The sequence below is a fragment of the Acetobacterium tundrae genome (assembly GCF_008086615.1).
Taxonomy (GTDB): domain Bacteria; phylum Bacillota; class Clostridia; order Eubacteriales; family Eubacteriaceae; genus Acetobacterium; species Acetobacterium tundrae.
The window spans coordinates 48,212-68,800 of record NZ_RXYB01000008.1 but is presented as its reverse complement, the minus strand read 5'-3'; the positions used below and the strand labels follow the sequence as shown (position 1 = coordinate 68,800).

Sequence of the window (20,589 nt, the reverse complement as noted above, 5' to 3'; positions counted from 1 at the left end):
TATAAAATATTATAGCTTAAATAAGGGGAAATGCAATAAAAATATAAGATGAAACGGTTTTCTGAAAAAAAATATGCTATAATAACCAAATGAATTAAGGAAAATTAAGAAAGAGGAGCAGAGCCACAAGAATGACAACGAAAAAGGAAATAATAAAATACGCATTTATCCAAACACTGCCGGTCCTGTTTGGCTATGTTTTCATGGGAATTGCATTTGGAATTCTTCTGGAAGAAGCGGGATATAATTTTGTTTGGGCGCTTTTTATCAGCTTGACTGTGTACTCTGGTTCCATGCAATTTGTGTTAATCGGATTATTGGGTGGGGGTATGGGAATCATCTCAATGATTATTTTAACCTTATCGGTTCAATGCCGTCATATTTTTTATGGGCTATCTTTTATCGAAAAGTTTAAAGCGATGGGTAAACGGGGATGGTATATGGTGTTTTCATTAACCGATGAAACGTATTCGCTGCTTTGCGGAATGAAGATTCCTGAAGAACTGGATAAGAAAAAAGTGTTTTTGGCAGTGGCGGTTTTGGACCAGAGCTATTGGGTTTTAGGCTGCACCATTGGCGGCATCCTCGGAAGTTTTATTGGATTTGACACAACCGGAATTGATTTTGCTATGACAGCCCTGTTTGTTGTTATTTTTATCGAGCAGTGGTACAGTTTTCCATCCCATATTCCGGCCATTATCGGAATTTGCTGTGGAACGGCAGCACTGATTATCTTTGGCGCCAATGCTTTTATTTTGCCGGCCCTGATTGCTTCGGTATGCCTGCTGTTATTATTGAAAAATACGATTGTCAAACAGGATGATTGTCAGGAGGCCTGTGAATGAGTTCAAGTTTATTTACCCCCTTTCTCATTACCTTGCTGGTGGCAGGTCTTACCTTTTCAACCCGATTCTTACCGTTTGCTCTTTTTGGCGGAGGAAAGAAAGTTCCCGCGATCGTACAGGCTTTGGGAGAACTGCTGCCGCCGGCAGTCATGGCGATCTTAGTCGTCTACTGTCTGAGAAACGTCAGTATTATGATGGCACCTCATGGCTTGCCCGAGTTTATTGCAATCGGAATTGTCGCAATCCTTCATATCTGGAAGCGGAACAACCTTCTGAGTATCGGCGGAGGAACGGTTATCTATATGGTATTGGTTCAGATGGTATTTTAAAAAGTGCCGGCATGCAAATAATATTACATGTCGGCACTTTTGCTTTCTGGATTTGATACTGGCTTTAAAAATTATCCGGAATATTGCAGCTTAAAGTCCGGCGATTAAAAACTTGATTTTGATGCCCTGAGAGGCATACATCTTTTCGTGCTCGGTTTCGATATTTCCAGGATAATCCGAAGCGTGGAGATCCCAGATCAGAGTTTTGATCTTAAAATCAGAGGCTTCGAAATATCTGATGGAGTCCTGAAACAGCGCATCATTATCGGTTTTAAAATAAATCTCGCCATCCGAGGCTAACAATTCTGCATATTTTTTAAGCTGTTTGGAATGGGTGAGACGTTTTTTATGATTGCGTCTTTTGGGACAGGGATTGCAAAAATTAATATAAATCCGCTCAACATCGTCTTTCGAGGAGAGAATGTTATCTATACGTTCGACATCCCAGGACATCAGCTGGATATTGTCAATGGGCTGTTCAAATCGGTTATAGACGGATTCAATATTACGTTTGGCGACCCCTAAAACAGCGTCAATTAAATCAATAGCGAGGTAATTGATTTGCGGATTTTGGCTTCCCAACTCTGCCATAAAGGTCCCCTTACCGCAGCCAAGTTCGATATGGAGAGGCTGTTTTTTCTTGAAAATATTTTGCCATTGGCCCTGGTGCGCTGGTGGATTGGCCTGGAAAAAGCCCGAGGCTTCCAATTCCGGACGCGCCCATGGTTTAGGTCGTATATGCATGATGATGCTCCTTTTTCGAATTTTAGTCTATATAAATTGTAACATAAAATTATGCTATTCGCTTAGAAATGAAAGCTGCTCTTCCGATGAAGGATAAGCTTTCAGTTTTACCTTCATCGGCTTACGCCCACCGCAGATTATTTCTTGCCTTTTTTAAGTATAATGCATTAAAGTTTAGCTTGTCGATAAGAAACTATGATAAAATAATTAACTAATTATTTAAAATTTTACATTCTAAACATTTAAAAGCAAAAATAGATAGTCAGAAATTCTAAGGAGGATGAGGATGGGCAGGCAAAATCATAAAAGTGGAAATGCAGCAGCAATTATTATTATTTCGATACTGATTATTTTACTGCTTTCAGGTGGGGTGTTTTTGGCCATCGGTGATCTAACTGGCAGGATTGATATCACGTCTTTGCTTAACACTGTTGAAGGTAATGGCAATCAGGATCAATCAGAAATTCAGGCACAGAAATATGATGCTTATTCTTTCTTGAATACAGATGAAAAACAAGTTTATGCGAAAGTGGTTGATATGCTTTCAAATTATGATACTGAGGTTAAAGTCAATAGCGTAACGACGGATGAGGTGGAACGGGTCCTCAATGCAATCGACTATGACCATCCGGAAATATTTTGGATCGGAGAAATGTCCTATTACTTTGATGAAACAAATCATAGTGTCAGTAAAGTAATGGTAACCTATCCCTATAATGAAGACGTGAAAAATCAAAGACAGGCAGAAATTGATACGGTTGTCGAGGACTACCGGGCAGGAATGACAGTGGGTATGGATGAGTATGAAAAGGTTAAATATACCTATGAATATGTGATTAAGAACACTGTTTATCGAGAGGATCCTCAGGATGATCAAAATATTTACAGCGTTTTTGGGAAAAAAGCGTCCGTTTGTGCCGGCTATTCAAAAGCAATTCAGTATCTCTTGAAAGATTCAGGAATTGAATGTTCGTACGTTGCTGGTGAAGCCATCGGTCAAGGCGCTCATGCCTGGAATATCGTTCGGGTGGATGGCGAATACTATTATTTGGATGCTACTTGGGGTGAGTTCAGTGTTGAAGATAATGTTGAACCTGAAAAAAGTATTTTTTATGATTTCTTTTGTGTAACAACGGCAGAATTAGAAAAATCACACCAAATTGATCAGACCCTGGTACAATATCCGAAATTAACAGCAACGGCGGCAAATTATTTTGTCCGGGAAAATAAACTCTATGATCTTAGTAAGACTGAAGAGCAGAATCGATTTGTAAAAGACATCGAAACGGGTATCAATCAAGGGGAAAAGTATTTTCATTATGTCATCACGGATTCAAGTACCATCGGTGTGGCGGAAGATCTGATGGATAAGACACTTGGCTCTTATTATTGGTTTTCAAGTGATGACAGTTTGTCAAATACCGTTGAACTTTATTAGAAAGAACTATTACCCCCCATTCTAAAACAATTAGAATGGGGGGTGTTGTAGTTACTCCATCGCGATCAAGTGGACGCTGTAGACGCCATCAAGTGCTTCCAGAATAACAATGAGTTCGTCAATCGTGATAGTTAAGTTTTGGCCGTCCAGGGTTACAATGACAATCGCCGCCTGATTGATGGGAATATCCTGATGAATCGTAATAATACTGGTTTGATGATCTCTGAGGAGATTTAAAATATTGGATAGAATTCCCTGATGATCTGCCAGTTTAAAAGAGAGCGTGAACTTTCGCCCGTAATTTTTGGAAGGCGTGAAAATATAGTCCTTATATTTGTAATAGGTGCTGCGGCTGATTCCCACTTTTTTGACGGCATCGCTGACTGATTTACATTGCGAGGATTCCATTAAAATGCGGGCTTCCACCACTTTGGAATAATAGTCCGGCAATATTTTTTTATTGACAATAAGATAATCTTTAATCACTGGCTTAACCTCTCGAAATTTGAACGCCGGCATTATCGGGAAACAATGCGATGAGCTGCCAACCCGGCATTTTTGCCATTAAAAACGCAGCCATTTCATGTTGAAAGCGGTGGTTGTTCACTGAATTTACAGCCAGAATGGTCGGACCGGCACCACTAATACAGGTGTTGAGACACCCCATATCCCGAGCTTTTCTGGTAATCACATCATAATGAGCGATGAGCTTTTTGCGGTAGGGTTGATGAAGACGATCCTTCATGGAAGCCTTTAAGATATCTTCGGACCCATTTGCCAGGGCAAGATAGGTCATTGTTGCCCGAGAAAGATTGTGAGTAGCATCGCTGAAATTTATTTTTTTGGGTAAAATTTGGCGGGCATCCGAGGTGGATAAAGGAAAATCCGGTACTAAAGCATAAAATTCAAAACAGGGATGGACTTCGTTTTTGATATAGAAGTTTTTGCCCTGATCGTTCAGAGAAACCACTAAGCCGCCGAAAATAGCCGGAGCAACATTATCTGGATGCCCCTCCATTTCGACTGCGATATCAAAAAGTTCTTCAGTTGTGAGCGGCGAGCCAATGAGTGTATTGGCCCCAAAAAGTCCGCCGACGATACAGGTAGCTGAGCTGCCGAGGCCACGGCTGATGGGAACGCCGACGTCACTGTGAATATAGAGCCCATTAGGATGATGATCGGCTTTTTTAAAGACTTTCAGCATTGAACGATAAACGAGATTGGTGGTACCCTGATATTTTTTTTCAACCCCGCGGATGGTGAGTTTACCATCCGCTTTTTCTTCAAAACTAAAGGTGTTGTAAATCGTAAGGGCCAGGCCAAAAGCATCAAAACCGGGACCAACATTGGCGCTTGTCCCGGGAACCCGAACTTTAATCATGATTTTCCATCCTTTCGTTTAAAAAGCTTATAATAGCTCGGGACATTTCAGCTTTTTTACACTGAGTATGGTGTTGGTTTTTCTTTTGGTCGAGGTCTTTCAGCGGCTGGGGAATGGCGGTATCGGTTCGTTGGGCCAAAAGATCCAGGAGAGCATAATCATCAAGTTCGGAAGCCCCAAAAATACTTTCATAAACCGAACGGCCAAATTTATAAGGGCTAGCTGTGGATACGATCACTGTTTTGCTCGGATCGCCGGTTTCGCGGAGATAATCCTCATAAACTTTGTTGGCAACGGCGGTGTGCGGATCTATCAGATAGTGGGTGTTGTCAAAGATACTTTTTATGGATTGCGCCGTTTGAGTTTCATCGGCAGTTCCGGCATAGAAAAGATCCGTTTTTTCCATTAGTGCTTTTGAGGCCTGATAACTACCCTGGCTTTTAAGCTCTTCCATGAGTTCGCTGACTTTTTTCGGATCAGAACCGGAAACATCATAGAGCAATCGTTCCAGATTGCTGGAAATTAAAATATCCATGGAGGGGGAAGATGTTTTATAAAACTCGCGATTTCGATCATAGGTGCCGGTCTTGAAAAAGTCGGTCAGGACTTTATTGGCATTGGATGCGCAAATCAGTTTATTGACTGGCAAACCTAACTGCGAGGCATAATAACTGGCAAGAATATTTCCGAAATTCCCGGTTGGCACCACAAAATTAATTTTTTCTCCGGCAGCAATTTCGCCGCGTTTTAAAAGCTCGTAATAGCTGTAAAAATAATAGACGACTTGGGGAAGCAGCCGACCAATGTTAATGGAATTGGCGGACGAGAAAAGAACATTGGCTTTTTCAAGTTCTTTGGCTAATTGGGCATCATTAAGAATTTCTTTGACGCCGTTTTGGGTATCGTCAAAATTCCCATCGACACCAACCACACAGGTATTATCACCAAGCTGAGTCAGCATTTGTTTTTCCTGTATCGTGCTGACTCCATCTTTAGGATAAAAGACGATGATGCTAATGTCCGGAACATCGGAAAATCCTTCTAATGCGGCCTTGCCGGTATCTCCTGAGGTAGCGGTAAGGATTAAAATTTTGTTGTTGCTGTTCACATTTTTCATGGCTTCCACCATAAAATATGGTAAAATAGTCAAAGCCATATCTTTAAAGGCACAGGTTGGACCATGGAAGAGTTCCAGAAAATACCGATCTTTTATTTTTTTTAAGGCAACGGGCTCTTCATCTTCAAATTTCCCGGAATAATAGGCACCTTGAATTGAATCAGCAATTTGCTTTTCACTAAAATCATTCAAGAAAGCGGCGAATATGACCTGGGCCATTTCCCCATAGTTTTTTCCAATCAATTTTGTTTTATCCAGTTGGATGTTATGAATAAAATTGGGAACAAATAGTCCCCCATCTGGGGCTAATCCCTGCAGGATTCCCTGGGATGCAGTAACGTTGATGTCTTTGGATCGTGTGCTGTTGTAACCGTTTTTCATGAATTTCCTCCAAATATTTATGGTATAATGGGAAAAAATCTTCCCATCAGGGTATTGAATATCCCTTAAGTATATGATAAAATGTTTTTCAGGAAAAAACAAGTGTTTTTAAAATAAATACATAAATGAGGTGAAATTTTTTGAATATTGCACTTTTAGGCTTTGGAACCATCGGTTCGGGGGTCTACGAACTGATCAATTTAAATAAAGGAAAGTTTGCGAGCAATTTTACAGACTTGGAGGCTAGAAAATCAAGCCCTGTGATTACCAAAGTTTTGGAGCGTGATACGACTAAAGATCTTGGAGATGACGTGGGCAGGATTGTTACCGATCCCAGGGAGATATTAGAAGATGATAGCATCGGTCTTGTCATTGCGTTAATGGGTGGGATGGACTTTGAATATAAAATGATCAAGGACTGCCTTAAGGCCGGCAAACATGTCGTAACCGCAAACAAGGCGGTTATATCAGAGTATTTTCAAGAATTATTGACTCTGGCGGAAGAAAATGGCGTGGTTCTTCGCTATGAGGCATCTGTCGGCGGTGGGATTCCGATCATCGGCAGCTTAAAGGAAGAAATGAAAATTAATCGGGTAACAGAGATTAAGGGAATCCTTAATGGCACAACGAATTTCATTTTATCTAAAATGACTGAAGAAGGCGCAGATTTTGGAGAAACTTTAGCCATGGCTCAGTCCATCGGTTTTGCCGAGGCAGATCCGACGGCGGATGTTGAAGGTTATGATGTATCCCGAAAGCTTTCCATTCTTTCATCGATGGCTTATGAGGGAATTATCAAGGATGAAGATATTTATAAGCGCGGCATTACAGATATTCGAGCGGTGGATATTGAGATGATCACCAGCATGGGTTATGTTGTCAAGTACTTGGGACATTCCATTCTTGAAGAAAAAAACAATGTTTATTCAACGGTAGAACCGGTGTTATTTAAAGAAGCTTCCATTATGAGTAATGTCAACAGTGAGTTTAATATTATATCCATTACCGGAGACATCATCGGAGAATTGCAGTTTTACGGTAAGGGAGCGGGAAAGGATGCAACGGCTAATGCGGTGGTTGGAGATGCGCTATATATTCTCAACATCGTTGGAGATCAGAATTTACCAAAACCCTTACGGCTTAATCGAAAGCTAAACAAAGTAGGAACCGCTATCTTCAAAGGAAAATACTATTTAAGAGCTAATCTTAATGATAAAGAAATGCTTAATCAGGTATTGGGAGCAGTGGAAACCATTGCTGAGCGTAAAACGGTTATTGTGAATGACAATAGGGCGTATGTGGTGACAAGTGTCATTGCGGCGAATGATTTTAATATGATGGCAGAAAAATTGAAGGAAACGGTTCCGGAAATTTTTTATGCTCGTATCTACGAATAGGAAAAGAGTGACTGAAGTAAATGCAAGATTTAATTGTACAAAAATTTGGCGGCTCGAGCGTCGCCAATGTAGAGAGAATAAAAAGAGTTGCCGGTCGAATTATTGAGACCAAGGAAAAAGGGAAAAAGGTTGTGGTTGTTGTTTCGGCCATGGGTGATACAACGGATGATCTCATTGATTTGGCCATGAAGCTCAATGCAAATCCACCCAGCCGGGAAATGGACATGCTTCTTGCGACGGGAGAACAGGTATCGATTTCGTTATTGGCGATAGCCATACAAGCTAAAGGACATGACGTGGTGAGTTTAACCGGAGCACAGTGTGGTATTATTACCTCAAGCGTTCATAAAAAGGCGCGGATCAATGATATTCAGACCAATCGTATTGAAAAAGAGTTGGCAGCGGGGAAAATTGTCATTGTCGCAGGGTTTCAGGGAGTTGATGAAAACAGAGATATCACTACTCTCGGACGAGGCGGATCCGATACATCAGCAGTAGCTTTGGCAGCATCATTAGAAGCTGAGTTATGCGAAATATATACGGATGTTGACGGGGTTTACACAGCGGATCCCCGAGTCGTTGAAGAAGCATCAAAAATAGATGAAATTTCTTATCAAGAAGTTTTAGAAATGGCAAGTACCGGGGCAAAAGTCTTACATCCCCGATCAGTAGAAATGGCTGAAAGGTTCAAAGTGCCGCTGGTAGTGCGATCAAGTTATAATTACAACGAAGGAACCATTATTAAGGAGGAAGTTAAAATGGAAAAAGTATTAGTTCGAGGGATATCCCTGGATGAAAATATCGCAAAAATTTCAATTTTCGAAGTGCCGGATCAACCAGGGATTGCATTTCGATTATTTAGTGCATTGGCAAAATCCAATATTCACGTGGACATGATTGTACAAAATGTTAACCGAACAGCTGTTAATGATATCTCATTTACCATTGATGTCGATGAGCTGCAGGAAGCGGTATCAGTGGCCCAAAAGTTTGCGTTTGAAGTTAATGCTCAAAAGGTGGAGTATGATCAGGGGGTGGCAAAACTTTCTGTCATCGGCACGGGAATTGTTGCCAATGCTGAAATTGCCTCTAAATTCTTTGAAGCACTGTTTGAATTGGGCATCAATATTCAAACCATCAGCACCTCTGAAATTAAGATCTCATGCTTGATTGATAAAGAACGCGGGAAAGAAGCCATGGTGCATATTCACAAAAAGTTTGATATGTAGCTTTTTAAAAGCCTTGAAACCGTTGATGTCAAATGGTTTCAAGGCTTTTTTGTTGCCAGTTTCGCCCCCGAATAATTGTAAATATTATAATTACTTGCGCCAAAATATGATAGAGCTATAATAAACTTAAGGGAAAAATAAACTTGGAGAGAAGAAAAAATGAAAAGTTATTTAAAACGAGGATTTGGTTTGCTATTTGCTTTATTAATGATCGGTGGATTAGTTCCGATTAGTGTTTCAGCGGCAACAAGTCCAAATGTATCCTATCAGACACACATTGAAAACATTGGTTGGGAAGTCGATGCGGGTATTGGGTTAAAAAGCAATGGAGAAATCAGTGGAACGTCCGGTAAAAGCCTGCGTTTAGAAGGTATCAAAATCAATTTGGATAACCAGGGCTATGATCTTGGTGTATCCTATCAGACACATATTCAAAATATTGGGTGGGAAGCTAATACAGAAAGAGGTTGGAAAAGCAATGGGGATATGAGTGGTACAGCCGGGCTGAGTTACCGACTGGAAGCTATCCAGATTAAATTAACCGGTTCCGATGCAGATAAATTCGATATTTATTATCAAGTTCACGTCCAGAATATGGGTTGGCTGGGCTGGGCAAAAAACGGTGAAAGTGCCGGAACGGCTGGTTATAGCTATCGTCTGGAAGCCATTAAAATTCAAATTGTACCAAAAGGTCAAGGCGCTCCAACGGAAACAACGGCCATTCCTTTCCATGAAAAAAAGTTAATTGATGGAAATTTATTAATTAACTCATCTTCAAATGATTTTAATGAAAATGCTTTTTCTCTAGAAGATGTTGAAATTTCCAATAATAGTGGAGATGGAGGAATCGTACTTAAATCCGGTACCCAAAGTGGTGTTTATACGTCAAATCCATTTAAGACCAATCCATTTACTAAATTAGTTCTTTCCTGGAGTAGTGATACCCCAGAGGGAACCTCAATTCAGGTTGAAGCAAGGGTATCTAAAAATTCATGGGATTCAAATGGACAATTAACAGAAAATTGGTCAAATTGGCTGACTTGGGGAACTTGGGGAACAACAATACAAAGGGCGTCTGGTACTGGTATCACAGATGATTCGGTGGCTAAAGTTGATGTTGATACCTTAGTTGTAAGTGGTGGAGAAACGGCCAGTGAAATTCAATATCGCGTTATATTAAATTCAAATACATCTGGCGTAACACCGATCGTCCGTTTAATATCAGGAGCACTAAGAAATACAATCCCCGGTCAGGGAATTAATAAGGTGTTTACAGATAATCCGGATTTATCGAATCTCAAGGTCCTTGATGTACCGCAATTGTCTCAGATGGTCAGGGATCCTTCAATCGCTGATTCTATATGCAGTCCAACTAGTGTTGCCATGATATTGAATTATTATGGAACACAAGTACAACCTGAAGAAGTCGCCTGGGGGGCGTATGATTATAGTTATGAAGACTTTGGCAACTGGCCATTCAATACCGCTTATGCTTCAAGTTTTGGCTATCAGGCTTATGTTGATTATTCAACGATAGACGGTTTAAAGAGAGAAATTGCTGCGGGACATCCGGTTGCAGCTGCGGTGGCATATAAAAATAGCGATTATGCTGATGGCGATTTGCCTGTTATAGACGGGGCCCCAATCACATCAACATACGGTCATTTGATTGTTGTATGTGGTTTTACAAATGAAGACGGAACGGACTATATCATAATCAATGATCCGGCTGCTTCGAGTGATGCCGGTGTCAGAGTGATGTATCGGCTTGATCAATTTGCTGCGGCATGGGCAGAGTCCGGAAATATAGCTTATATTATCCATTAACAGAAAGAATCGTGAAATTTTATTGAAAGAAAACTGTTAAAGCGGGTAGGTGCTAATTAGATTAGTACCTACCTTTTTTAGTGATTAAAAAACAAGTTTTAACTGTTCTTGTTTTCGATCGAAATTTCACCGCCGGAAAGGGTATTGGCAAAAGCCGAAACGAGATTTGCGTTGACAGATGAATCAGAAAAAGATACGATGGAAGTAAAAAGACTGAGGTTTGACAAGAATATGGACAGCAATCGAAAATTGCTTTATAAAATCGTTCAATTAGTCTGTGTTTTCGTTTTGGGGATTATTCTCTTTAATATTTTTCAGCTGGTGGAAATCATCCAGGGAACCGGGCGGGTGATCAATTATACCGGGATTATCCGCGGGGGCACCCAGCAGCTGGTGAAGCTCGAAACAAATGGCATTCCCAGGGATGATCTGATCGTTTATCTGGACGGGATTTTGGAAGGGCTCCAGATCGGGAGAGGTCAGTATAATCTGGATAAACTGGACGACATCCCCTATCAGGAAAAGCTCGCAGGTCTAAATGCTTACTGGAATGATTTGCAGACCGAAATTATGAGCTATCGTGGGGACCCGGGCAATAGAGAGAAACTGATTCAGATGAGTGAGACATATTTTGAAATGGCCAACGACGTGGTGGGAACGGCAGAATTTTATCAGGAACAGAAAACTAAAATTCTGACTACCCTTGAACAAATTATGGTGATTCTGTTGGGGGTATTAATTATTATTTCGCTCCAGCAGGCGATTACGGAAATCCATCTGACCAGAAAAAACAAAGAGCTGGCCGCCGCGGCATATTTTGATAAATCAACCGGATTGCCCGGCCGGCTGAGCTGTGAAGAACGGATCTGGACGCCGCTGGATTTAAAAGAAGGGCCATACTGCATGGTGATGTTTGATCTCAATAACCTGAAATGGGTTAATGATAGCTATGGTCACAGCGAAGGCGATCGCCTGATTAAGGCTTTTGCCGATATTCTATACCGTTTGACCAATGACCATGTGTTTGTTGGCCGCTACGGTGGGGATGAATTCATTATGATCGTCAAACGCTACAGTCAGAAGAAAATAGAACAGCTGCTGCAAGAGATCCAGCTCCAGACGACTCAATATAATGAAAAGTCGGAAAAATTAAAAATCCATTATGCGGTCGGTTACGACTATAATGGCAACTCCCTCCAGCAAATGCTTGAAAAAGCTGATGAAAAAATGTATGTCAATAAGAAAGAAATTAAAGATAGACAAAACGTTAATAGTCAAATTATGATATAATTTGACTATAATATTGATGCCGGACATTTAAACGATATTGTAACCTGGCAGGAGCATTAAGACCGAAGTGAGATACCCATTAAGCGCAAAGGACAACCGCAATGGTTGTTCTTTTTAAATACAATAAATAATTATGACATTAATTGATATATATACTCCTTTTATGTCATAATAGTATGGATGATTCATATTGAAAATGAATGACAATACAATTTAAAGCCAGAGAAAATGAAGAAATTGTCAATTAAGATAATTAAGAAGAGGAGAATAAAATGGGAAAAACAATTGCTGAAAAAATATTTGATGCCCATCGGGTAGACGAACCATTTCCAGATACCCATGTGTTAAAACTGGACCGGGTTTTCTGCCATGAAATCACCACTCCAATCGCCATCACAGATCTGATGGCACGGGGAATGGATCGTGTTTTCGACCCCACCAAAATCAAGGCCGTGATCGACCATGTGACACCGGCTAAGGACTCAAAAACCGCTGAGCAGGGAAAAATCCTCAGGGATTGGGCAAGACGACACGACATCAAAGACTTTTTTGATATTGGTAAAAACGGTGTCTGTCATGCCATCTTTCCAGAAAAAGGATTTGTCAGACCGGGATTCACCATCATCATGGGAGACTCCCATACCTGTACCCATGGTGCATTCGGTGCCTTTGCGGCCGGAATTGGAACGACGGACCTGGAAGTGGGGATTCTCAAAGGCGTCTGTGCTTTCCATTTTCCTAAAACCATCAAGATTGTTCTAAAAGGCGAATTAAAACCCGGGGTGTACGCCAAAGATCTAATTCTGTTTATCATTAAGGAGTTGACGGTCAACGGCGCCACCAATATGGTCATTGAGTTTACCGGACCAGTGGTGGATGCCATGTCGATGGAATCCCGAATGACCCTTTGCAACATGGCCATTGAAGCTGGCGGAACCTCTGGCATCTGCTACCCGGATATGACAACAGTAGACTACCTGTGGAAATTCATCAAGGATGAGTTTGCCACCAAAGAGGATGCCCTGAAAGAGTATTCGAAATGGGTATCCGATGCCGATGCCGACTATGAACGGATTTGTGAATACGATGTTTCAAAACTGGAACCGATGGTGACGGTTGGTTACAAACCCGATCAGGTTAAGACCGTTAGGGAAATGGCAGGGACAAAAGTTGACCAGATTTATATTGGCAGTTGCACCAACGGACGGATTGAAGATTTGCGAATCGCTGCCAGTATCTTAAAGGGCAAGACCATCAGTGACGCGGTTCGGGCCATTGTCAGTCCGGCAACCCCGGCAATATATTCCATGGCCTTGAAGGAAGGGTTGATTGAGATTTTCCAGGATGCCGGTTTTTGCGTGACGAATCCGACCTGCGGAGCTTGCCTGGGCATGAGCAACGGTGTCCTTGCAAAAGGGGAAGTGTGCGCATCTACCACCAACCGTAATTTTAACGGCCGCATGGGTAAAGGTGGTATGGTCCATCTGATGAGTCCGGCGACGGCTGCGGCGACGGCAATTGCCGGAACCATCACAAATTCTGATTTATATCAAGCTTAGGAGGTGGCATAGAAATGAAGAAATTTAATGGAAAAGTATTATTTTTAGACAGAAGCGATATTAATACCGATGAAATCATTCCGGCAAAATATCTGACGGAAATTACCAAAGCGGCATTAAAGCCTAATTTGCTCGAGGATCTGGTTCTGACCGGATTCCATAAGGAAGACATCCAGGATAAAGCGGTCATTGTTACTCGGGAAAACTTTGGTTGCGGTTCATCACGAGAACATGCCCCCTGGGCACTGGAAGTCAATGGCATCAATGTCGTCATTGCCGAAAGTTTTGCACGGATTTTCAGGCAGAATATGTATAACTGCGGCATGTTTGCCATTGAGCTGCCCAAAGAAACCATCGCATCTCTTTTTGAAAAATATGCCGGGAAAGAAGTATCTATGGAAATCGATGTGGATGGCAATAAGATAATCATCAAGGCAGATGGCAAATCTGAAACTATTGACTTCAAAGTCGGGGCGTTTGATCAAACCCTGGTTAAAGAAGGCGGCTGGGTCGGCTACGCAGATAGAAATTACTAAAGCATTCGATAGGCAGCAATAAAATCCCTAAAGCCATTGTAAATTAGAAGGCTTTAGGGATTTTTTACTTTTAAGCGTTATTGCTTTTTCTAATATTTCGTCGTTTTTTTGATTTCGTAAAAAATCAGTTTTTCGTCAAGGAGCTTTTTTAATTCTGGATATATTTGACTGTGCTTGGCGTTCCAGAATTCAGCCAAATTTTTATTGTTAAATTTTTTTGATGACATAACCAGGCATCGCTTTTTTTCTGCAATCCTAGCTAGGATTACATTTCTTAAAGTATGCATGATGTTCACTTCCTTTTTATTAATCCTGACGATTAATGGCACCAAGGCATGCTTTTAACCAGGCTAAGTAGGAATCTTCTCGCATGATCGCGCCTAATAAGACGGCATAATCACCAAATTCTTTTGACCCATATTCGGGGATGTTGTCAAAAGACTTCGTCATGGAGTTTTCCAGAGAGGCTTTTTTAAAATTATGTTTATCCAGCTGACTATGTAAATGTTGTTCATAATCAGATGCTGACATAAAATCGCTGAAAAAAGTTCGCAATCTAAATACATCTTTAGGGGTTACGCCTAAAGGTTCGTCAAGTAACAGCCATTCAACAAATTCGGCATGTCCCTCGGTAGTAATGGTATATAATTTTTTCTCCATTTTCTCACCTTGAATAATAAGTTCAACAGTGATGAGATTTTCTTCTAGTAAGCGTTTTAATTCCGGGTAAACCTGGCTGTGTTTAGCATGCCAGAAATTTGCCATGATTCGCTTTTCAAATTCTTTGGAAATATCATATCCTGTTATGGGTCCTCGATCAATTAAGCCGAGCAATGCGTATTTTAATGTTCTCATAGATATTCCGCTTTCAAATTTTTTTTCTTAACAGATTTCATAATTAAGTATTTTAGCACAATTATATCTGGATAGATAGAGTGTTATCCGATCTTTAGGGTAAATTACTTCTATATCTCATTCTAGGTTTTCGCGAATTTTAGTTTTAGGCAACAACTAAAAAATTATTATAACTGATAATAGTATTACACTCAAGAAAAAGATGTAAATCTTAAAATGTTTAATATAACATGTAACTATTGACATGATTTGCGAACTGTGATAAATTAATAACATAAATTACAAACGATTTACTAAAAACTTTGAAATGAAATATGGGTAATATCTTAGAAGGAGGACAATTTTATGGCTAAATTTATTTCGGCAGCAGAAGCAGCTAAGTTAATTCCAGACGGAGCAACAGTAGGTGTGGCTGGAATGGGACTTTCAGGCTGGCCAGAAGAAGTAGCAGTTGCGATTGCTGATAACTTCAAGGAAACCGGCCATCCCTGTAACCTCACCATGAAACAGGGAAGTGCAATGGGTGACTGGCGAGAAAGAGGGATGACCAGACTGGGACTTGAAGGACTGGTTACAAAATGGTCGGCTGCACATATTGGTTCGGCTTTTGCAATGAATGATCTGGTACGGGCGAATAAAATGGCGTGCCATTGTTTACCACAAGGTGTAATCGTTAATCTTTGGCGGGAAATTGCCGCTAAACGACCAGGCTTGATCACAAAAGTGGGATTGGGTACCTTTGTGGATCCGCGTTTAGAAGGCGGAAAAATGAATAAGGTCACCACGGAGGATCTGGTTGAACTCGTCGAGTTCAAGGGTGAAGAATACCTGTTCTATAAATCCTTCAAGTTGGACGTTGCGATGTTACGTGGAACCACAGCAGATGAAAACGGCAACATTACCTTTGAAAATGAAGGCCCTATCAATGAAGGTCTGGCAGTCGCTCAGGCCGCTAAGAACAGTGGCGGTATTGTCATCGTTCAAGTGGAATATCAGGCAGTGAAAAACACATTAAAACCGAAAGATGTAAAAATACCGGGAGCAATTGTTGACTATGTCGTCGTTGCAACGGATAAGAATGCCTGTTGGCAGACCGAAGGTGTTTACTATGAACCTGCTTTTGCCGGTAATATGCGAAAACCACTGAGTGCTATTCCAATCCTACCACTGACTGAAAGAAAAGTTATGGCCAGACGCGCAGCGATGGAACTGGCGAAAGGGGATTTGGTTAACCTTGGGGTTGGTATTCCTTCCGATGTTGCCAGTATTGTCTCAGAAGGCGGTTATATTGAAGAAATTACCATGACAACAGAAATCGGCGGGTTTGGTGGAATCCCGGCAAGTCTTCCGAATTTTGGGAGTTCATACAATGCCGAAGCCAATATTGATCATGGATCCATGTTTGATTTATATGACGGCGGTGGCATTAATATTGCAATTCTTGGTTTGGCTCAAGCCGATGAAGCGGGAAATATCAATGTCAGCAAATTTACAATCCCTGGTGTGGGCGACCGATTAACGGGCCCTGGTGGTTTTATCAATATCACACAAAGCACCCATAAGGTTGTCTTTGCAGGATCTTTCAACGCAAAATGTCAAGTGGAAGTAAGCGATGGGAAACTGATTATCAAAAAAGAAGGTACAGGAAAAAAATTCTTAAAAGCAGTTGAACAAATCACTTTCAGCGGAAAATACGCAGCCGAAAACGAACAGGAAATCCTTTATGTGACAGAACGCTGTGTGTTTAAACTGATTGACGGAAAAATGACCATCATTGAAGTGGCACCTGGGATTGACCTGGAAAAAGATATCCTCAATCAGATGGATTTCAAACCAGCGATTTCTGCAGACTTGAAAGAAATGGATCCGGGTTTATTTTCTGAAAAATGGAATGGACTTGACACAATAATGGGCAAGTAATTGGGGCCTGGATTTAGGGAGTGATGGATGTGGAACTAATAAGGCATACAATCAATTCTTTTTTAAAGGAAAGAGTTAAAAAAACACCGGAAAAAATTGCCATCGTCTTTGAGGATGATACTTATACCTGGATGGAGCTGGATCAGCTTTCGGATGGCATCGCCCTGTCACTGCTTGAATCCGGAGTGGAAAAAGGGACCCATGTCGGAATCTGGAGTTTGAACAGTCCGCTGTTTATGCTTTATACTCTGGCACTGGCAAAAATCGGGGCGGTTATCGTCTTGATCAATACGCGGTGTCATCAGTCAGAACTGGAAGATCTTTTAGTCTATGCCGATGTAACCACTTTATGCTACGGGGAAGATACAAATACTCTAAAATTCTCAGCGTTGATTGAACAGTTTGACCGCAAAAGACTCGCTTTGCTGAAGCGAACAATTGCCATGGGAAAGAATAAAAAGGATATTCCCGAGCAATATCGAATGAAGATGGATGACAACGCTGATCTGGAACTGCTCGGCAACGCCAAGAAAAAGGTCATGCCAGAAGATGTGCTTGGCATCCTGTTCACATCGGGGACAACATCCGCTGCCAAAGGCGTCATGCTTAGTCATTTTGCCACCATTAACATTGCCATCGAAACGGCAACCCAGCTGCATTGGAACGAAACCGACAAAAGCTGTCTGGGAATTCCATTATTTCACTGCTTTGGGCTTTCGTCGGGTTTTATGGCCGGTATTTATGCCGGCATCGAGATCCACTTACTGGAGAGTTATAAAACCATTCGGGTTTTAAAATGTGTGGAGCAGAACCAATGCACAATTTTAAATGGGGTCCCAACCATGTTTATGGCAATGATTAAACATCCCCGATTCGCAACCTACAAGCTCGATTCACTAAACAGCGGCATTATTGCCGGGTCTTATGTGAATGTCAATGACTATCTGACCATTTGTGAGAAATTGGGAATGAGAAAACTGCAGATGTCCTACGGTCAGACCGAGGCTTCGCCGAGTATCACCTTTTCGGATTTTGAAGACACGATTCTTTATAAAAGCAGATCGGTGGGCAAAGTGATTCCTCATGTTGAGCTAAAAATACTGGCCGATAATCAGAATGAAATCTGCATTAAAGGGTACAACACCATGCGGGGCTATTATAAACTGGCAGCAGAAACGCAACAGGCGATCGACCCTGAGGGTTGGCTTCACACCGGCGACCTGGGCTATCTGGATGCGGATGGAAATCTTTGTATTACCGGACGATTAAAAGAAATGATCGTCCGCGGCGGCGAAAACATCTCCCCCTATGAGATCGAAAACCACATCAAAAATTTTCCCTACGTTGCCGATGTCAAAGTCATCGGGATCGAAGCCGAAGTGCTCCAGGAAGAAATTGCCGCCTGTATTGTCACCGATGGCCGAAAAAAAATAAGTGAGACGGAAATGCGGGAATTCCTAAGTCAGCACCTGGCGGACTATAAGATCCCCAAATATTTTATCTTTTTAAAGAAGTTTCCCTTAAATGCCAGTGGAAAAATAGTTCTGACTGAACTGAAAAATCAGATCAAGATGATTATCGATAAAAATAAAAAATAGAATTTAAAAATAAGCTTCAATTGCTTAGTGTTCGGTTTCCACAAACGATTTCGTAACGTGTAGGCGAACAGGCGGTAGCCTGTACGACGTGCAGTGGAGAAATTGTTTCGTGCGAAACTGATCGCTAAACTCACGATACACTATTATTTAACAAAAATTAGCTAAGCTAAGGAGGAAAAAATGTATTTCAGTGAACAAAACAAAATGATTCGAAAGTTGGCAAGAGATTTTGCTCTAAAAGAATTAACAACCGAAATATTGGATCAAGTGGAAGAATCAGGTGAATTTCCCCAGGAGATTCTTGATAAAATGGCGAAATTTGGTTTCTTTGGGATTAAGATTCCCAAGTCATTAGGCGGAGCCGGCGGGGATCACATGTCCTATGTCATTTGTATGGAAGAATTTGCCCGGGTTAGTGGGGTTGCCAGTGTCTATTTGTCAGCACCTAACTCACTGGCCGGTGGCCCATTACTGCTTTCCGGAACCGATGAACAAATCGAAAAATACCTGAAACCCATTATCACCGGCAAGAAAAAACTGGCCTTTGCCTTAACTGAACCGGGAGCTGGTTCAGATGCCGGGGGGATGGCAACATCTGCTGTGGATATGGGCGATTATTACCTTTTAAACGGACGTAAAACCTTTATCACCATGGCACCCTTATGCGATGATGCTGTTATCTATGCCAAAACAGATATGTCAAAAGGCACCCGCGGCATTTCAGCATTTATTGTCGACTTAAAATCCGAAGGGGTTTCGCTGGGGAAAAACGAGCACAAGATGGGTCTGATTGGTTGTGCCACATCAGATATTATCATGGAAGATGTGAAAGTACCCAAGGAAAATCGTTTGGGAGAAGTCAACAAAGGCTTTAGTAATGCCATGAAAACGCTGGACGTTGGTCGACTTGGCGTGGCATCACAATCCATTGGTGTGGCTCAGGGCGCTTTAGACGAAGCCATTAAATATGCCAAAGAAAGAAAACAATTCGGCAGACGAATTGCCGATTTCCAGGCCATCGCCTTTATGATCGCCGATATGGCCACTAAACTGGAAGCAGCCAAACTATTGGTTTACAATGCCGCCAGCTTAATGGACAATAAGCAGAATGCCTCAAAAGAAGCATCGATGGCTAAGTTCTACGCCGCCGAGATCTGTAACGAAATCTGTGGCAAAGCCGTTCAGATTCACGGCGGATATGGATTTATTAAAGACTATAAAGTTGAACGGATGTATCGTGACTGTCGCGTATTTACTATCTACGAAGGAACCTCTCAGGTTCAGCAGATGGTTATTTCCGGCATGCTGTTAAAGAAATAGAGACTAAGAAAGGAACTAAATATAGATGAGAATTCTAGTTTGTGCAAAACAAGTACCGGATACGAATGAGGTAAAAATCGATCCGAAAACAGGAACAATGATCCGTGAAGGCGTACCAAGTATTTTAAATCCCGATGATGCCAACGCTTTAGAAGCAGCACTGGTAATCAAGGACGAAAACCCGGGAACCGAAGTCATTGTCATAACGATGGGACCACCTCAGGCTTCTGAAATGCTCAGAGAATGCCTGGCAATGGGTGCCGATGAAGCCTATTTATTAAGTGATCGCGCCTTCGGAGGCGCCGATACCTGGGCAACATCAGCAACCCTGGCAGCCGGGATTAAAAATGTCAAAAAAATTGACCTGATTCTGGCCGGCAGACAAGCCATCGATGGTGACACCGCTCAGGTTGGCTCACAGATTGCCCAACGGCTGAAAATGCCAGTGGTCACCTATGTTGAGGATATCAAAATCGAAGACAAAAAAGCCATTGTGCATCGTCAAATGGAAGACGGTTACGAAGTCATCGAAGTTCAGATGCCTTGTCTTCTGACCTGTGTGAAAGAACTGAATGAACCCCGATATATGAGTATCGGAGGAATTATGGATGCATACGAACAAACAATCACTACCTGGAATCATGAAGATATTGGGCTGTCACCAGAAGCCTGTGGTCTGAATGCCTCCCCAACGCAGGTATTCCGATCGTTCTCGCCGCCAGCTAAGGGCGTCGGTGAAATGATCACCGGGAACACCGTGAATGAAATTGCCGGCACCCTGGTTTCGAAGCTTAAAGAAAAGCACATAATATAGAAAGGACAA

At 41.6% G+C, this 20,589-nt stretch carries 18 protein-coding genes; 13 read left to right on the top strand and 5 right to left on the bottom strand.

The genetic code is table 11. From position 1 onward, the window contains the following. Positions 1-131 precede the first annotated feature (131 nt). Together FZC40_RS08250 and FZC40_RS08245 are read left to right on the top strand one after the other, a co-directional pair. Positions 132-845, top strand: coding sequence for an AzlC family ABC transporter permease (locus tag FZC40_RS08250; protein WP_148603428.1), 714 nt, complete (start codon positions 132-134; stop codon positions 843-845). Next, complete coding sequence (locus FZC40_RS08245) at positions 842-1,174, top strand: branched-chain amino acid transporter permease (RefSeq protein ID WP_148603427.1); 333 nt, start codon at positions 842-844, stop codon at positions 1,172-1,174. Before FZC40_RS08250 ends, FZC40_RS08245 begins: the two co-directional genes overlap by 4 nt. A 90-nt stretch (positions 1,175-1,264) precedes the next feature. On the opposite strand, the gene trmB is transcribed toward FZC40_RS08245, so the two are convergent. Then, entirely contained in the window at positions 1,265-1,918 is a 654-nt protein-coding gene (gene trmB, locus FZC40_RS08240) for a tRNA (guanosine(46)-N7)-methyltransferase TrmB (protein WP_148603426.1), read from the bottom strand. A gap of 286 nt (positions 1,919-2,204) precedes the next feature. Between trmB and FZC40_RS08235 the strand changes: the two genes are divergently transcribed. Beyond that, positions 2,205-3,356 carry a transglutaminase domain-containing protein gene (locus FZC40_RS08235; protein WP_186843699.1) on the top strand — a complete coding sequence of 384 codons (1,152 nt, stop codon included), beginning with the start codon at positions 2,205-2,207 and terminating at the stop codon, positions 3,354-3,356. A 51-nt stretch (positions 3,357-3,407) separates the two neighbouring features. Here FZC40_RS08235 and FZC40_RS08230 read toward each other — a convergent pair whose 3' ends face one another. Genes FZC40_RS08230 through thrC form a run of 3 tightly spaced genes read right to left on the bottom strand, consistent with a single transcriptional unit; the run spans position 3,408 to position 6,235 of the window. Beyond that, positions 3,408-3,842, bottom strand: a complete 435-nt coding sequence (locus FZC40_RS08230) for an ACT domain-containing protein (RefSeq protein ID WP_148603424.1) — start codon at positions 3,840-3,842, stop codon at positions 3,408-3,410. Positions 3,843-3,846: 4 nt separating this feature from the next. Further along, the gene (gene thrB / locus FZC40_RS08225) at positions 3,847-4,737 is read right to left on the bottom strand and encodes a homoserine kinase (protein WP_148603423.1); all 891 of its coding nucleotides are present in this window, start codon (positions 4,735-4,737) and stop codon (positions 3,847-3,849) included. After that, entirely contained in the window at positions 4,730-6,235 is a 1,506-nt protein-coding gene (thrC, locus tag FZC40_RS08220) for a threonine synthase (RefSeq protein ID WP_148603422.1), read from the bottom strand. Before thrC ends, thrB begins: the two co-directional genes overlap by 8 nt. Before the next feature lie 140 nt (positions 6,236-6,375). Here thrC and FZC40_RS08215 point away from each other — a divergent pair, with 140 nt between their 5' ends. From FZC40_RS08215 to FZC40_RS08190, 6 genes are all read left to right on the top strand, one after another. Beyond that, positions 6,376-7,632 (top strand): homoserine dehydrogenase, encoded by a 1,257-nt coding sequence (locus FZC40_RS08215; RefSeq protein WP_148603421.1) that lies wholly within the window; start codon positions 6,376-6,378, stop codon positions 7,630-7,632. A gap of 20 nt (positions 7,633-7,652) precedes the next feature. Then, the gene (locus FZC40_RS08210) at positions 7,653-8,861 is read left to right on the top strand and encodes an aspartate kinase (protein ID WP_148603420.1); all 1,209 of its coding nucleotides are present in this window, start codon (positions 7,653-7,655) and stop codon (positions 8,859-8,861) included. Between the two features lie 159 nt (positions 8,862-9,020). Next, positions 9,021-10,688: a C39 family peptidase gene (locus tag FZC40_RS08205; RefSeq protein WP_148603419.1), complete on the top strand. Its 1,668-nt coding sequence runs from the start codon at positions 9,021-9,023 to the stop codon at positions 10,686-10,688. Between the two features lie 171 nt (positions 10,689-10,859). Further along, positions 10,860-11,978: a GGDEF domain-containing protein gene (locus FZC40_RS08200; RefSeq protein ID WP_186843698.1), complete on the top strand. Its 1,119-nt coding sequence runs from the start codon at positions 10,860-10,862 to the stop codon at positions 11,976-11,978. Between the two features lie 272 nt (positions 11,979-12,250). After that, a complete protein-coding gene (locus FZC40_RS08195) occupies positions 12,251-13,537 on the top strand; it encodes a 3-isopropylmalate dehydratase large subunit (RefSeq protein WP_148603417.1) in 1,287 nt (428 codons plus the stop codon). Positions 13,538-13,551: 14 nt separating this feature from the next. Then, positions 13,552-14,073 (top strand): 3-isopropylmalate dehydratase small subunit, encoded by a 522-nt coding sequence (locus FZC40_RS08190; RefSeq protein WP_148603416.1) that lies wholly within the window; start codon positions 13,552-13,554, stop codon positions 14,071-14,073. A 306-nt stretch (positions 14,074-14,379) separates the two neighbouring features. Here the strand turns inward: FZC40_RS08190 and FZC40_RS08180 are convergent, their stop codons facing one another. Further along, positions 14,380-14,928, bottom strand: coding sequence for a PadR family transcriptional regulator (locus tag FZC40_RS08180; protein WP_148603415.1), 549 nt, complete (start codon positions 14,926-14,928; stop codon positions 14,380-14,382). A gap of 345 nt (positions 14,929-15,273) precedes the next feature. On the opposite strand from FZC40_RS08180, the gene FZC40_RS08175 reads away from it, so the two are divergent. The 4 genes from FZC40_RS08175 (at position 15,274) to carD (ending at position 20,580) form a co-directional block, all read left to right on the top strand. Beyond that, on the top strand, positions 15,274-16,848 hold the full coding sequence (locus FZC40_RS08175; RefSeq protein ID WP_148603414.1) for an acyl CoA:acetate/3-ketoacid CoA transferase: 1,575 nt from the start codon (positions 15,274-15,276) through the stop codon (positions 16,846-16,848). Positions 16,849-16,877: 29 nt separating this feature from the next. Beyond that, positions 16,878-18,446, top strand: coding sequence for an AMP-binding protein (locus tag FZC40_RS08170; RefSeq protein WP_186843697.1), 1,569 nt, complete (start codon positions 16,878-16,880; stop codon positions 18,444-18,446). Between the two features lie 180 nt (positions 18,447-18,626). Continuing rightward, positions 18,627-19,766, top strand: a complete 1,140-nt coding sequence (gene carC, locus FZC40_RS08165; protein WP_148603412.1) for a caffeyl-CoA reductase-Etf complex subunit CarC — start codon at positions 18,627-18,629, stop codon at positions 19,764-19,766. Between the two features lie 25 nt (positions 19,767-19,791). Then, positions 19,792-20,580, top strand: a complete 789-nt coding sequence (gene carD / locus FZC40_RS08160) for a caffeyl-CoA reductase-Etf complex subunit CarD (RefSeq protein WP_148566924.1) — start codon at positions 19,792-19,794, stop codon at positions 20,578-20,580. Positions 20,581-20,589 lie beyond the last annotated feature (9 nt).

Coding starts and splice junctions, on each gene's coding strand:
- FZC40_RS08250 (WP_148603428.1), top strand. CDS start 132: ATGACAACGAAAAAGGAAATAATAAAATACGCATTTATCCAAACACTG.
- FZC40_RS08245 (WP_148603427.1), top strand. CDS start 842: ATGAGTTCAAGTTTATTTACCCCCTTTCTCATTACCTTGCTGGTGGCA.
- trmB (WP_148603426.1), bottom strand. CDS start 1,918: ATGCATATACGACCTAAACCATGGGCGCGTCCGGAATTGGAAGCCTCG.
- FZC40_RS08235 (WP_186843699.1), top strand. CDS start 2,205: ATGGGCAGGCAAAATCATAAAAGTGGAAATGCAGCAGCAATTATTATT.
- thrB (WP_148603423.1), bottom strand. CDS start 4,737: ATGATTAAAGTTCGGGTTCCCGGGACAAGCGCCAATGTTGGTCCCGGT.
- thrC (WP_148603422.1), bottom strand. CDS start 6,235: ATGAAAAACGGTTACAACAGCACACGATCCAAAGACATCAACGTTACT.
- FZC40_RS08210 (WP_148603420.1), top strand. CDS start 7,653: ATGCAAGATTTAATTGTACAAAAATTTGGCGGCTCGAGCGTCGCCAAT.
- FZC40_RS08205 (WP_148603419.1), top strand. CDS start 9,021: ATGAAAAGTTATTTAAAACGAGGATTTGGTTTGCTATTTGCTTTATTA.
- FZC40_RS08195 (WP_148603417.1), top strand. CDS start 12,251: ATGGGAAAAACAATTGCTGAAAAAATATTTGATGCCCATCGGGTAGAC.
- FZC40_RS08190 (WP_148603416.1), top strand. CDS start 13,552: ATGAAGAAATTTAATGGAAAAGTATTATTTTTAGACAGAAGCGATATT.
- FZC40_RS08180 (WP_148603415.1), bottom strand. CDS start 14,928: ATGAGAACATTAAAATACGCATTGCTCGGCTTAATTGATCGAGGACCC.
- FZC40_RS08175 (WP_148603414.1), top strand. CDS start 15,274: ATGGCTAAATTTATTTCGGCAGCAGAAGCAGCTAAGTTAATTCCAGAC.
- carC (WP_148603412.1), top strand. CDS start 18,627: ATGTATTTCAGTGAACAAAACAAAATGATTCGAAAGTTGGCAAGAGAT.
- carD (WP_148566924.1), top strand. CDS start 19,792: ATGAGAATTCTAGTTTGTGCAAAACAAGTACCGGATACGAATGAGGTA.